The 12111-nt window shown below is 68.3% G+C and carries 15 protein-coding genes; 10 read left to right on the forward strand and 5 right to left on the reverse strand.

Annotated features, from left to right (window positions below; translation table 11 throughout):
- Nucleotides 1–37 precede the first annotated feature (37 nt).
- The 3 genes from AC1RLW_RS13515 to purM all read right to left on the reverse strand — a co-directional run bounded on the left by AC1RLW_RS13515 (nt 38) and on the right by purM (nt 2878).
- Entirely contained in the window at nt 38–610 is a 573-nt protein-coding gene (locus AC1RLW_RS13515; RefSeq protein ID WP_493193439.1) for an isochorismatase family protein, read from the reverse strand.
- Nucleotides 611–716: 106 nt separating this feature from the next.
- Nucleotides 717–1787, reverse strand: a complete 1071-nt coding sequence (locus AC1RLW_RS13520; RefSeq protein WP_487848945.1) for an AI-2E family transporter — start codon at nt 1785–1787, stop codon at nt 717–719.
- A gap of 50 nt (nt 1788–1837) precedes the next feature.
- Nucleotides 1838–2878 (reverse strand): phosphoribosylformylglycinamidine cyclo-ligase, encoded by a 1041-nt coding sequence (gene purM / locus AC1RLW_RS13525; protein WP_062475090.1) that lies wholly within the window; start codon nt 2876–2878, stop codon nt 1838–1840.
- Between the two features lie 152 nt (nt 2879–3030).
- Here purM and hda point away from each other — a divergent pair, with 152 nt between their 5' ends.
- The 5 genes from hda (at nt 3031) to AC1RLW_RS13550 (ending at nt 7922) form a co-directional block, all read left to right on the forward strand.
- Entirely contained in the window at nt 3031–3720 is a 690-nt protein-coding gene (gene hda / locus AC1RLW_RS13530) for a DnaA regulatory inactivator Hda (RefSeq protein ID WP_493193964.1), read from the forward strand.
- A 39-nt stretch (nt 3721–3759) separates the two neighbouring features.
- Nucleotides 3760–5397 (forward strand): polynucleotide adenylyltransferase PcnB, encoded by a 1638-nt coding sequence (gene pcnB / locus AC1RLW_RS13535; RefSeq protein ID WP_493193441.1) that lies wholly within the window; start codon nt 3760–3762, stop codon nt 5395–5397.
- Nucleotides 5394–6029 carry a 2-amino-4-hydroxy-6-hydroxymethyldihydropteridine diphosphokinase gene (gene folK / locus AC1RLW_RS13540; protein ID WP_369629769.1) on the forward strand — a complete coding sequence of 212 codons (636 nt, stop codon included), beginning with the start codon at nt 5394–5396 and terminating at the stop codon, nt 6027–6029. Before pcnB ends, folK begins: the two co-directional genes overlap by 4 nt.
- A 221-nt stretch (nt 6030–6250) precedes the next feature.
- Nucleotides 6251–6895, forward strand: a complete 645-nt coding sequence (locus AC1RLW_RS13545) for a DUF47 domain-containing protein (RefSeq protein WP_056571891.1) — start codon at nt 6251–6253, stop codon at nt 6893–6895.
- Between the two features lie 16 nt (nt 6896–6911).
- Entirely contained in the window at nt 6912–7922 is a 1011-nt protein-coding gene (locus tag AC1RLW_RS13550; RefSeq protein WP_153282544.1) for an inorganic phosphate transporter, read from the forward strand.
- Between the two features lie 51 nt (nt 7923–7973).
- On the opposite strand, the gene AC1RLW_RS13555 is transcribed toward AC1RLW_RS13550, so the two are convergent.
- Nucleotides 7974–8420 carry a TM2 domain-containing protein gene (locus AC1RLW_RS13555; protein WP_070062592.1) on the reverse strand — a complete coding sequence of 149 codons (447 nt, stop codon included), beginning with the start codon at nt 8418–8420 and terminating at the stop codon, nt 7974–7976.
- An 8-nt stretch (nt 8421–8428) separates the two neighbouring features.
- The gene (locus AC1RLW_RS13560) at nt 8429–8953 is read right to left on the reverse strand and encodes a GNAT family N-acetyltransferase (protein ID WP_493193443.1); all 525 of its coding nucleotides are present in this window, start codon (nt 8951–8953) and stop codon (nt 8429–8431) included.
- 179 nt (nt 8954–9132) lie between these two features.
- Between AC1RLW_RS13560 and rpsP the strand changes: the two genes are divergently transcribed.
- The 5 genes from rpsP to AC1RLW_RS13585 all read left to right on the forward strand — a co-directional run bounded on the left by rpsP (nt 9133) and on the right by AC1RLW_RS13585 (nt 12094).
- A complete protein-coding gene (gene rpsP, locus AC1RLW_RS13565) occupies nt 9133–9396 on the forward strand; it encodes a 30S ribosomal protein S16 (protein ID WP_007831311.1) in 264 nt (87 codons plus the stop codon).
- A 15-nt stretch (nt 9397–9411) separates the two neighbouring features.
- A complete protein-coding gene (gene rimM / locus AC1RLW_RS13570; RefSeq protein WP_095950554.1) occupies nt 9412–9966 on the forward strand; it encodes a ribosome maturation factor RimM in 555 nt (184 codons plus the stop codon).
- A 16-nt stretch (nt 9967–9982) separates the two neighbouring features.
- Nucleotides 9983–10729 carry a tRNA (guanosine(37)-N1)-methyltransferase TrmD gene (gene trmD, locus AC1RLW_RS13575; protein WP_095746395.1) on the forward strand — a complete coding sequence of 249 codons (747 nt, stop codon included), beginning with the start codon at nt 9983–9985 and terminating at the stop codon, nt 10727–10729.
- Between the two features lie 110 nt (nt 10730–10839).
- Nucleotides 10840–11223: a 50S ribosomal protein L19 gene (rplS, locus tag AC1RLW_RS13580; protein WP_056572437.1), complete on the forward strand. Its 384-nt coding sequence runs from the start codon at nt 10840–10842 to the stop codon at nt 11221–11223.
- Nucleotides 11224–11350: 127 nt separating this feature from the next.
- Nucleotides 11351–12094, forward strand: a complete 744-nt coding sequence (locus AC1RLW_RS13585; protein WP_174250200.1) for a CoA pyrophosphatase — start codon at nt 11351–11353, stop codon at nt 12092–12094.
- Nucleotides 12095–12111 lie beyond the last annotated feature (17 nt).

Below are 12111 nucleotides of genomic sequence, written 5' to 3' on the forward strand. Positions count from 1 at the left end.
TCGGTGCGAGCTTGCTTGGGGCGGCCCGGCGCGGCGCTCATGCGGCTGCGCCTTCCGTGGCGCGCTCAAGTGCCTGCGCCACGCTGCAGACCGTGGCGAAGCGCCCGTCCAGCACGGTCGCGGTGCGCGCCTTGATGTCGGCGGCCGACAGCGGCCGGCCGTCGGGCTGCACCATGTCGAAGGTGAGGGTGGCGTCGGTCACATAGTCGACCTCCCAGCCCAGGTCCGAGGCATGGCGCGTGGTGGTTTCGCAGCACTGCTCGGTGCGGATGCCGCTCACGATCAGGCGGCGGATGCCGTGCTGCGTGAGCCACACATCCAGCCCGCTGTTGACCAGCGCGCTGTGGCGGTGCTTGGTGAAGGTGGCGGCGGCTTCGAAGGGTGCGAGGCCGTCGATCGGGCGCACGTGGCCCGATTCGACCGCGAAGGGGTTGGACGCGGCCTGCGGCGCATCGACGTGGAAGACGCGCACGACCGGCAGTCCGGCCGCCACGGCGCCGGCGATCAGCGCGTTCTGGGCCTCGAGGTAGGGCGCGAGCAGGGCGGCGTTCCAGTAGGGGCGGTGGCGAAACGATTCCTGGGCGTCGATCACAATCAGACAGGTGGTCATGGCGGCGGCGGGCAAGGCAAAGTGGATGATGCCGCCTATTCTTGGGCGCCGCCAGCGCTTCGTCCGCGCCGATGCGGACCGGAACCGATCAGATCAGGACATCGCCCTAGACCAGGCCGCCTGCGTGCAGTTCTTTTTTCAGGTACGCGTAGTACAGCGGCGCCGCCACCAGCCCGGCGGGGCCGAACACCGCCTCGGCCACGAACATCACCGACAGCAGCTCCCACACGCGCATCTGCGTGCGCGCGCCGACCACCTTGGCGTTGATCACGTACTCGGCCTTGTGGATCAGGATCAGGAAGGCCAGGCAGGCCGCGGCCGTGACCGGCGACACCGACAGCGCCACCAGCGTGATCACCGAGTTGCAGACCAGGTTGCCCACGATCGGCACCAGCCCGGCCACGAAGGTCAGCGTGATGAGCGCGGGCGTGTAGGGCAGCTCGAGGCCCCACAGCGGCATCAGGAACAGCAGGAAGATCGCGGTCAGCAGCGTGTTGAAGGCGGCGATCCAGAACTGCGCCGCGACGATCTGGCCGAAGGCCTCGCCGAAGGTGGTGATGCGCTGGAACATCTGCTGCGCCAGCGGCCGGCGCTGGGCCGGCGCCGGCGCCACGGCGGCCAGCGCGCCGATGATCAGGCCCACGTAGGCGAACAGCAGCCCGCCCAGCCAGGCGCGCCCGGCCATGGCGAGCGAGCCGGCCTGCGTGCGCAGGTAGTTGGCGACGATGCGCTGCACCTCGGCCGCGCCCTCGGGCAGGTAGACGGCGATGTCGGGCGGCAGCTTGGAGCGCAACTCGAGCACCGTGCGGGCCGTGTAGTCGAGCAGTTCGCGGTACTGGTCGGGCGCATCGAGCACGTACTCGCGCGCCTGCGAGAACCCCAGCGTGACCAGGCCGATCGGGCCCAGCAGCACCAGCGTGACCGCCACCACCCGGGCCAGGCTGCCGGCGGCGGAACGCAGGGGCTTCAGGCGCGACAGCCAGCCGCCCAGCAGACGGGCGAACCAGCGTGCGACCAGGAAGCCGATGCACACGCACAGCAGCCCCGGCAGCAGGTGCTGCCACATCACGAGCATCAGCCCCGCGAGCATCAGCAGGTAGCTGGCCAGTACCACGTGGCGGGAGGCGGCGGCCGGGGGCGGGGCGGCGAGGGTGGCGTCGGGCAGCGGCGTGGCCATCCGGGGAGCGGGGCGTGCGGTGAGAAAAAGAAAAAAGAACGGGCGCGCGATCAGGCGACGACCACGGCCGCGCCGTCGCCGCGCTCGGCGATCACGCCGATCTCATGCACCGATTCACCGGCGGCGCGCAGCGTGGCGGCGCAGGCGGCGGCTTCGGCCGCATCGATCACCACGACCATGCCGATGCCGTTGTTGAAGGTGCGGTTCATCTCGATGTCGTCGATGCCGGCCACCTTCTGCAGCCAGGCGAAGAGCTCGGTCTGGGGCCAGCTGCCCTTCTTCAGGTGGGCGGCGGTGCCTTCGGGCAGTACGCGCGGGATGTTCTCGAGCAGGCCGCCACCGGTGATGTGGGCCAGGGCCTTGATCGGGTGCTTGCCCAGCGCCTCGAGCACGGGCTTCACGTACAGGTGGGTGGGCTCCATCACGGCTTCGCGGAAGGGCTTGCCGTCCAGGGTGGCGGGCAGGTCGGCGCCGGCGCGTTCGATCACCTTGCGCACGAGGCTGAAACCGTTGGAATGCACACCGGCCGAGGCCAGGCCCAGGACCACGTCACCGGGCTTGACGTTCTGGCCGGTGAGGATCTTCGACTTTTCGACCGCGCCGACCGCAAAGCCGGCCAGGTCGTATTCGCCGGCCGGGTACATGCCGGGCATTTCGGCGGTTTCGCCGCCGATGAGGGCGCAACCGGAGATTTCGCAGCCGCGGGCGATGCCGCCGACCACGGCCGCGGCCGTGTCCACGTCGAGCTTGCCGCAGGCGAAGTAATCCAGGAAGAACAGGGGCTCGGCGCCCTGCACCAGCACGTCGTTGACGCTCATGGCCACGAGGTCGATGCCGACCGTGTCGTGCATGTTCCATTCGAAAGCCAGCTTGAGCTTGGTGCCCACGCCGTCGGTGCCGCTCACCAGCACCGGTTCCTTGTAGCGCTTGGGCACTTCGAACAGCGCGCCGAAGCCGCCGATGCCGGCCAGCACGCCTTCGCGCATGGTTTTCTTCGCCAGCGGCTTGATGCGGTCGACCAGGGCGTCGCCTGCGTCGATATCGACACCGGCGTCCTTGTAGCTGAGCGGGGTGGGCGTGGAGGAGGTCATGGGCGGGCGGTGTCGAGAAGAAGGAGCGAAAAGGTTCGCGAAGCAGCGAGGAAGGGCGGGCAGGGGAGGCGCCGGCGACCGAGGCGGCCGGGCCGATAGAATTCCTCACGATTTTAAGGGCCCTCCGGGCCCCCTCCATGAACCTTCCCGGGATGAAACAGCTCGCGCTCGATATCGGCATTGCGACGGGCCCCAGCTTCGACGCCTTTTTTGCCGGCCCCAACGAGGCGGCGCTGCGACACCTGCAAGTGTGGGTCGGCGGCGCCGATGGCAGCCCCGCGCTGCACTCGCCGGTGCCGACCTACCTCTGGGGCGACAGCGGCAGTGGCAAGACCCACCTGCTCGAATCCGGGCGTGTCGCACTGGCCGAGCAGGGCGCAAGCGTGGGCTGGCTGCACGCCGGCCTGCTGGAGCCGCCCGAGTTCGACGAGCGCTGGGGCGCCGTCCTGCTCGACGACGTCCACCTCTACACCGCGGTGCAGCAGCACGCGGCCTTCAACTGGTTCGTCAACGCCCAGACCCTGCAGCGCGGCGTGGTCGCCGCCGGCGCCTTGCCGCCGGCCGACCTGCCGCTGCGCGAAGACCTGCGCACCCGCCTCGGCTGGGGCCATGTCTTCCACCTGCAGGTGCTGAGCGAAAGCGAACGCCGCGCGGTGCTGCGCCAGGCGGCCGACGCGCGTGGCGTGATGCTGTCCGACGACGTGCTCGACTTCATGCTGCACCGCTTCAGCCGCGACCTGGGCAGCCTGATGGAGCTGCTGTCGCAGCTGGACGGCTACGCCCTGCAGACCCAACGCGCGATCACCATTCCGCTGATCCGCTCCATGCTCGAAAACGAATAGACAGATAAGAAGCGCCTGCTCCTCCTCGAAAAACAACCAATGATCAAGAAATTCATCGACAAGCTGCTCGGCAAGTCCGCCGGCGGCACGCAGGGCAAGAGCCGCTTCGGCAAGCGCCAGGAGGTGCCGGCAGAGGTTCACAAGATCGATCCCGCCCTGGTCGACGAACGCGCGAAGAACGTGGTCACCACGCTGCAGCAGGCCGGCTACGAGGCCTACGTGGTGGGCGGCGCGGTGCGCGACCTGCTGCTGGGCCTGCGGCCGAAAGATTTCGACGTGGCCACCAACGCCACGCCCGAGCAGGTCAAGTCGCTGTTCCGCCGCGCCTTCATCATCGGCCGGCGTTTTCGCATCGTGCACGTGGTGTACGGCCGTGGCCGCGAGCACGAGGTGATCGAGGTCTCGACCTTCCGCGCCTACATGGACAGCGCCGCCGCCGAACAGGTGGCCGGCAACGAGCGCACCAGCAAGGGCGAACTCGCGAGCATGAAGCACGCCGTGGACGCCAGCGGCCGCGTGCTGCGCGACAACGTCTGGGGCCCGCAGGAAGAAGACGCGGCGCGCCGCGACTTCACCGTCAACGCCATGTACTACGACCCGGCCAACCAGGTGGTGGTCGACTATCACAACGGCATCAAGGACGCCCAGAAGCTCACGCTGCGCATGATCGGCGACCCGGTCACGCGCTACCGCGAAGACCCGGTGCGCATCATTCGCGCGATCCGTTTCTCGGCCAAGCTGGCTGCGCTCGGTTTCAAGATGGAAACCAAGACCGCCGCGCCGCTCATCGAGTCGAGCAAGCTGCTGGCCGACGTGCCGCAAAGCCGCATGTTCGACGAGATGCTCAAGCTCCTGCAGACCGGCCACGCCATCGCGACGGTCGAGCAGCTGCGCAAGCTGGGGCTCGCCACCGGCATCTATCCGCTGCTCGACGTGGTGGTGGAGCGCGCCGACCAGCCCTTCGTGAAGGCCGCCCTGCAGGACACCGACCGCCGCGTCGGCGAAGGCAAGCCCGTGGCGCCCAGCTTCCTCTTGGCCTGCGTGCTGTGGGCCGACGTGCGCGACGGCTGGGCCCAGCGCCAGGAAGGCCGCCACGGCCAGCGCCCGCAGCCGCCGTTCCCGGCGCTGCAGGACGCCATCGACGACGTGTTCAATTCGCGCATCGGCGACGTGTCGGGCCGCGGCAAGCTGGCCGCCGACATGCGCGAGATCTGGATGATGCAGCCGCGCTTCGACAAGCGCACCGGCTCCACGCCCTACAGTCTGGTCGAGCAGGCGCGCTTCCGCGCAGCCTTCGACTTCATGCGCCTGCGTGCCGACGTGGGCGAGGTCGGTGAAGCCATCGCCGAGTGGTGGCAAGAGTTCAGCACCGCCGACGACCTGCGCCGCCAGGACCTGCTCGAACAGGTCCGCGAAGAACAGAAGGTGCGCCAGCGCGTGCGCCTGCGCGACCCGGCCGCTGCGCCCAAGCCGCGCGGCGAGCAGCCGGCGCGCCAGAAACAGGCCGCGACCGAATCGGACGACGGCGACGGACCCGACATCGAGGCCGACGCCGTGCCGCCGGATGGCGAAGCCGCCGCGCCGCGCAAGCGCAAGCGCCGGCGCAAGCCGCGCCCCGTGGGCGGCGGTAGCGGTGGTGGTGGCAGCGAGGGCGGCGGGAGCGCCGCAGGCGAATGAGCACGCCCGACCGGCCGAAGGACGGCAAGAAGAGCGCCCCGGCAGCCAAGGCAGCCAAGGGGGGCAAGCCCGCGCCGCGCGCCGGAAGCAAGCCGCCATCGGCCGGCAGCAAGAGCGGCCCGCCCGCGCGCCGCGCGCCTTCGCGTCCACGCGGTCCGCGCGAGGACTACCCGACCGTGCAGGCCTTCGTCGCCATCGGCGCCAACCTGGGCGATGCCGAGGCGACCGTGAAGGAGGCCATGGCCGCCATCGGTGCGTTGCAACGCACCCAGGTCACGGCCCGCTCGTCGCTCTACCGCAGCGCGCCGGTCGATGCCGAAGGCCCCGACTTCATCAACGCCGTGGTGGCCGTGCGCACCGGGCTGGACGCAGAGCAACTGCTCATCGCGTTGCAGCGCCTGGAGACGCTGGCCGGCCGCGAGCGGCCCTTTCCCAATGCGCCGCGCACGCTCGACCTCGACCTGCTGATGCACGGCAATTCGGTGATCGAAAGCCCCACGCTGACCCTGCCGCACCCGCGCATGCGCGAGCGCGCCTTCGTGCTCAAGCCGCTGGCCGAGATTGCCCCCGACAAGGTGCCGCGCGCCGCGCTGGCACGCGTGACCGGCCAGGTCATCCAGAAAATCCGCTGACCCCCGAGGCCGCCGGCATGCGGCTGTCCCCGCCCGATCTCGCCGGCGTTGCCGCGTGCGTGCGGCTGGTCGTGGCACTGCAGCTGCCGGCCTGAGCGGGCCTGTCACGCCGGAGCCCGAAGGTCGGCCCGACCGGTCGTTCCGGTCGCGCCCGTTAAACTCGGGAAGTTTTCACGAAGGCGTCATGAAATTGTGATTGGCGCGTCCCAGGAGTTTTTTCCATGTTCGGCAAGCTGCTGCCCCGAGAGGGCAATTTTTTTGAAATGTTCAACCAGCATGCCGAGCGCATCGTGGAGGCGGCGCGTGCGTTCGAGCAGCTCGTCACCCACTATGCGGACGTGCACCTGCGCGAACAGTACAACCGCGACGTCGACAACGCCGAGCGCGCCGCCGACCGCGTGACGCACGACGTCAACCGCCTGATCCACAAGACCTTCATCACGCCCATCGACCGCGAGCAGATCCACAAGCTCATCAACACGATGGACGACGTGGCCGACCTGATCCAGGACTCGGCCGAGACCATGGCGCTGTACGACGTGCGCCACATGACCGACGAGATCGTGCGCCTCACGGCCCTGAGCGTGAAGTGCTGCGACCGCCTCAAGGATGCCGTGAAGTACCTCGGCAAGATCGCCGACCCGGCCGTGGCCGAGGCCACGCTCAAGACCTGCGAGGAAATCGACCGCCTCGAATCCGACGCCGACCGCGTGATGCGCAGCGCCATGAGCAAGCTGTTCCGCGAGGAGCCGGACGTGCGCGAGGTCATCAAGCTCAAGGCGATCTACGAGCTGCTCGAGACGATCACCGACAAGTGCGAGGACGTGGCCAACGTGATCGAGGGCATCGTCCTCGAGAATTCCTGAAAACGGGTAGCAGCCGATGACAACGGTGCAGGTCGCCCTCTGGGTGGTGGTGGTGCTGGTCGCGCTCGCGATCCTGTTCGACTTCATGAACGGCTTCCACGATGCCGCCAATTCGATCGCGACGGTGGTGTCCACCGGCGTGCTGAAGCCGGGGCAGGCCGTGGTGTTCGCGGCTTTCTTCAACCTGATCGCGATCTTCGTCTTCCACCTGAGCGTGGCCGCGACCGTGGGCAAGGGCATCGCCCAGCCCGGGGTGGTCGACGTGCACGTGGTGTTCGGGGCGCTCATCGGCGCGATCAGCTGGAACCTCGTCACCTGGTACTACGGAATCCCGAGCAGCTCGTCGCACGCGCTGATCGGCGGCATCGTGGGCGCCGTGATCGCCAAGACCGGCACCAGCGGCCTCGTGGCTTCCGGCATCTGGAAGACCGTGGCCTTCATCTTCGTGTCGCCGCTGCTGGGCTTCCTGCTGGGCTCGCTGATGATGATCGTGGTGGCATGGGGCTTCCGGCGTGCCACGCCGTCGCGCGTGGACCGGTGGTTCCGACGATTGCAGCTGGTCTCGGCCGGCGCCTATAGCCTGGGCCACGGCGGCAACGACGCGCAGAAGACCATCGGCATCATCTGGATGCTGCTGATCGCCACCGGCTATGCCTCGACCAGCGACGCGGTGCCGCCTACCTGGGTCATCGTGAGTTGCTATGCAGCCATTGCGCTGGGCACCATGTTCGGCGGCTGGCGCATCGTGAAGACCATGGGCCAGAAGATCACCAAGCTCAAGCCCGTGGGCGGCTTCTGCGCCGAGACCGGCGGGGCGCTGACCCTGTTCCTGGCCACCGCGCTGGGCATTCCGGTGTCGACCACGCACACCATCACGGGCGCCATCGTCGGCGTCGGTGCCACGCAGCGCGCCAGCGCGGTGCGCTGGGGCGTGGCGGGGAACATCGTCTGGGCCTGGGTCCTGACCATTCCCGCCTCGGCCTTTGTGGCGGCGATGGCTTACTGGTTCAGCTGGCAGATCTTCTGAAGCACTGAAGCGTCGGCGCCTCGTTCGCAGAGGTCGCCGCGCCCGATCCGGCTACTGTGAGATTTTTCGGCCTTCTTCGATCTGGTGTTCGAAGTAGTGCTGGAAGCTGTACACGATGCTCGCCATCAGGATCGAGCTCCCGAAGAACAAAGACGCGACCACGGCGCCGATCGTGAGCCAGTTGGTCTGGCCCGGCGCGGCGTCGGGCGCTGCGCCGGCGTTGAAGCGGGCATTCCATTTTTCGGGCGTCATCAGGCCGTAGATGATCGCCATCAACGCGCAGCCCGCGATCGTGAAGCCGAGCAGCGGGATCAGCGCCCAGCTCACGCCGTCGTCCACGCCGTACATGCGCAAGCGCTCGATGCCGTAGATGCCCAGCGCCGTGGGAATGGGCAGCAGCCAGCCGAGCCAGTCGCCCATGCCGCGCAGGTAGAAGCGGTGCAGGCCCAGCGGGCCGCCGAGGAAGGAGAGCCAGGCGGCCACGGTCTTGCTTTTCATCTTTTTCATCATTCGGGTTTGGTGCGGCTGCCTTCGCCGAGTACTTTTTCCATCAGGACCACGTCGCGCCAGGCGTCGAACTTCCAGCCGCAGTCTTTCAGCACGCCCACGTGCGTGAAGCCCTGACTGCGGTGCACGCCGACCGAGCCGGCGTTGGCCGAATCGCCGATCACCGCGATCAGCTTGCGCACGCCGGCCGCCTCGGCCGCCTGCGAAAGCGCCGCCAGCAGCTGCGCGCCCACGCCCTTGCCGCGCGCGGCCTCGGACATGTAGATCGAGTCTTCGGCCGAAAACCGGTAGGCCGGGCGGGGCTTGAACCAGTTGCAGTAGGCAAAACCCAACACTTCGCCGTTTTCTTCGGCCACGAGGTAGGGCAGGTTCTTGCCCAGCACGTCGGCGCGCCGGGCGGCCATTTCGGCCTCGGACGGGGGCTCGGTTTCGAAGGTGCCGGTGCCGTGCAGCACGTGGTGGGCATAGATGGCCGTGATGGCTGCGATGTCTTCGTCGCGGCTGGGGCGGAGGGTGAGGGTCATGCGGGTGGGGCAGGCGGCGCGGGGCCGGAATTCGGAGAAAAACCCGGGTCGGGCTATAATCGTGGGCTTTTCAGCGTGCGCTGGCCGGGTGGCCATGTCGCGTGTCTCGACGCTGGAAGAACATCGTGAGCGGGCCTCTTTCTATTTGAACTGGCTCGCTGACCACCCAAGGATAAATCATGGTCGTCATTCGACTCTCCCGCGGCGGCTCCAAAGGCCGTCCGTTCTTCAACATCGTCGTGTCGGACAAGCGCGTTCGCCGCGATGGCCGCTTCATCGAGCGCCTGGGTTTCTACAACCCGACCGCCAAGGAAAACGAAGAAAGCATCCGCATCGCCCAGGACCGCCTCGCGTACTGGAAGAGCGTCGGTGCCCAGGCTTCGCCTACGGTGCTGCGCCTGATCAAGCAAGCCGCTGCCGCGGCCCCCAAGGCGGCCGCCTAAGCCGCCCGCACGGCGATGCTGCCCACACTCGAAGCCGCCGAACTGCCGGCGGATGCGATCGAGGTCGGACGCATCGCCGATGCCTGGGGCATCAAGGGCTGGTTCAAGGTCCTGCCCCACAGCGCCCAGCCCGAGGCGCTTTTTTCTTCCAAGCGCTGGTTCTTGCAGGCTCCCGGAGCCTCCACGCCCGCCGCTTTCCGGCTCGCGGTCCGCGAAGCCAAAGAACATTCCGACTGCATCGTCGCCTCGTCTGAGGACGTGCCTGACCGCAATGCGGCCGAGGCCCTGCGCGGCGCGCGCGTGTTCGTGCCGCGCTCGAGCTTCCCGACCGCCGGCGACGATGAGTACTACTGGGTCGACCTGATCGGCCTGTCGGTCGTCAACCGCGAAGGCGTCGTGCTCGGCACGGTGCGCGAACTGCTCGCCACCGGCCCGCAGACCACGCTGGTGCTGACGGCCGAAGAAGACGGCAAGGCCATCGAGCGCATGGTGCCGTTCGTTTCGGTCTTCGTCGACAAGGTCGACCTGCCCGGCCGCCTCATCACGGTCGACTGGCAACCCGATTTCTGATCCGGGCCGCGCGCGCATGCGCTTCGACGTCCTCACGCTTTTTCCCGAACTGTTCGCGCCCTTCATGGCCAGCGGCGTGACGCGTCGCGCCTACGAGTCCAAGCAGGTCGAGGTCGTGCTGTGGAACCCGCGCGATTTCGCCCAGGGCAACTACAAGCGCGTGGACGACCGCCCGTTCGGCGGCGGGCCCGGCATGGTGATGATGGCCGAGCCCCTGGCTGCCTGCCTCGATGCCGCGCTGGCGGCCCGCGGCGCACTGGCGCCGGTGGTGCTGTTCTCGCCCATCGGCGAGGCGTTGCGCCACGAGGCCGTCGAGCGCTGGTCGGCGAGCGAGGGCGCGGTGCTGGTCTGCGGACGCTACGAAGGCATCGACCAGCGCTTCATCGACGCGCGTGTCACCCATCAGGTCAGCCTCGGCGACTTCGTGCTGTCGGGCGGCGAGATCGCGGCGATGGCGCTGCTCGACGCCGTGGCTCGCCTGCAGCCCGGCGTGCTGGGCGACGAGGCCAGCCATGTGCAGGACAGCTTCAATCCGGCGCTCGACGGGCTGCTCGATTGCCCTCACTACACCCGGCCCGAGCAGTGGAACGGGCAGGGCGTTCCGGCGCCGTTGCTTTCGGGCCACCATGCGCAGATCGAGCGCTGGCGGCGCGACCAGCGCCTGGCCATCACGGCCGCGCGGCGCCCCGAACTGATCGATGCTGCCCGGGCGGCAGGCAAGCTCAACAAGGCCGATGAGGCCGCGCTGAAAAAAAAGCTATAATCCGCGGTTCCCCGATCCTCTGTCCGGCCGCGCCCGGTTTCTTGGTGGCTCTTCCGCCAAAGCCCACGGCGCCTTTAGTGCAGCCCGAAACGATCGATATCCAGGAAATCATGAACCTCATCCAGACCCTCGAGCAGGAAGAAATTTCCCGTCTCGGCAAGACCATCCCCGATTTCATGCCCGGTGACACGGTCATCGTCAGCGTGAACGTCGTCGAAGGCAGCCGCAAGCGCGTGCAGGCCTACGAAGGCGTCGTGATCGCCAAGCGCAACCGTGGCCTCAACAGCGGCTTCACCGTGCGCAAGATCTCCAGCGGCGAAGGCGTGGAGCGTACGTTCCAGACCTACAGCCCGCTGATCGCCGGCATCGAAGTCAAGCGCCGCGGCGACGTGCGCCGTGCCAAGCTGTACTACCTGCGCGAGCGCAGCGGTCGTTCGGCACGCATCAAGGAAAAGCTGCCGGGCAAGTCGCAGAAGGCTGCGTCGGCCGCTTAATCAGCCGCCGTCCTTTCTGCTCAAAAAGCCGCCGCTCTGGCGGCTTTTTGCGTTGGCGCTGCGCTTCAAGACAGTTTTCCATTTTTACGCTCTACTCCTTTCATCCCGCCACAGGCCGCATCCTCTCTTGACCTCCTCCACTTCCGCCCCCACGTCCTCCGCCGTCGTCGAGCCCGTCAATGCCGTGGTGCCGCCCGCGTTGCTGCAGATCGACCCGCGCCAGGCGCCCTTCGTGGACGGAAGCGATGGTCTGCCGGCGGTGGCGCCGGCGCAGCTGACGGCAACGGCCCTGCGCGCGCGCTTTGCCTCGCCGCCCGTGTGGACGCCCGAGCTGCGCCGCGAGCCCCGCATGACCGACCGCGTGCCCGCCCAGGCCGCCGTGCTGGTGCCGATCGTGCAGCGACCGCAAGGCGCGACCGTGCTGCTCACCGAGCGCACCACGCACCTGTCGACCCATTCGGGCCAAGTGGCCTTTCCCGGCGGGCGCGTCGATCCTGAAGACGCCAACATCCAGGCCGCCGCGCTGCGCGAAGCCTGGGAAGAGGTGGGCCTGTCGGCGCAGTTCATCGAAGTGCTCGGCACCTTGCCGACCTACACGACCGTCACGTCCTTCGTCGTGACCCCGGTGGTCGCGCTGGTGCAGCCCGACTTCGTGCTGGACATCAATCCGTTCGAGGTGGCCGAGGCCTTCGAGGTGCCGCTGGCCTGGCTGATGGACCCGGCCAACCACCGTCGCCACGCGGTCAGCGCCACCGATGGCGTCCGTCGCGAGTGGTACTCGATGCCGTACGTCGATGGCCCGCACGAGCGCTTCGTCTGGGGCGCCACCGCGGGCATGCTGCGCAACCTCTACCGTTTCCTCGCCGCCTGAGCTGGATCGGGCGCCAC

The organism is Variovorax sp. GW822-FHT04A09 (assembly GCF_058801005.1).

What these genes read in the sequence shown, in the direction of transcription:
- AC1RLW_RS13555 (WP_070062592.1), bottom strand. Translation starts at nt 8,420, where the DNA reads ATGAAAAGCAAGACCGTGGCCGCCTGGCTCTCCTTCCTCGGCGGCCCG.
- AC1RLW_RS13515 (WP_493193439.1), bottom strand. Translation starts at nt 610, where the DNA reads ATGACCACCTGTCTGATTGTGATCGACGCCCAGGAATCGTTTCGCCAC.
- rimM (WP_095950554.1), top strand. Translation starts at nt 9,412, where the DNA reads ATGCTGCCCACACTCGAAGCCGCCGAACTGCCGGCGGATGCGATCGAG.
- purM (WP_062475090.1), bottom strand. Translation starts at nt 2,878, where the DNA reads ATGACCTCCTCCACGCCCACCCCGCTCAGCTACAAGGACGCCGGTGTC.
- AC1RLW_RS13520 (WP_487848945.1), bottom strand. Translation starts at nt 1,787, where the DNA reads ATGGCCACGCCGCTGCCCGACGCCACCCTCGCCGCCCCGCCCCCGGCC.
- trmD (WP_095746395.1), top strand. Translation starts at nt 9,983, where the DNA reads ATGCGCTTCGACGTCCTCACGCTTTTTCCCGAACTGTTCGCGCCCTTC.
- folK (WP_369629769.1), top strand. Translation starts at nt 5,394, where the DNA reads ATGAGCACGCCCGACCGGCCGAAGGACGGCAAGAAGAGCGCCCCGGCA.
- rpsP (WP_007831311.1), top strand. Translation starts at nt 9,133, where the DNA reads ATGGTCGTCATTCGACTCTCCCGCGGCGGCTCCAAAGGCCGTCCGTTC.
- AC1RLW_RS13550 (WP_153282544.1), top strand. Translation starts at nt 6,912, where the DNA reads ATGACAACGGTGCAGGTCGCCCTCTGGGTGGTGGTGGTGCTGGTCGCG.
- AC1RLW_RS13560 (WP_493193443.1), bottom strand. Translation starts at nt 8,953, where the DNA reads ATGACCCTCACCCTCCGCCCCAGCCGCGACGAAGACATCGCAGCCATC.
- AC1RLW_RS13545 (WP_056571891.1), top strand. Translation starts at nt 6,251, where the DNA reads ATGTTCGGCAAGCTGCTGCCCCGAGAGGGCAATTTTTTTGAAATGTTC.
- hda (WP_493193964.1), top strand. Translation starts at nt 3,031, where the DNA reads ATGAAACAGCTCGCGCTCGATATCGGCATTGCGACGGGCCCCAGCTTC.
- pcnB (WP_493193441.1), top strand. Translation starts at nt 3,760, where the DNA reads ATGATCAAGAAATTCATCGACAAGCTGCTCGGCAAGTCCGCCGGCGGC.
- rplS (WP_056572437.1), top strand. Translation starts at nt 10,840, where the DNA reads ATGAACCTCATCCAGACCCTCGAGCAGGAAGAAATTTCCCGTCTCGGC.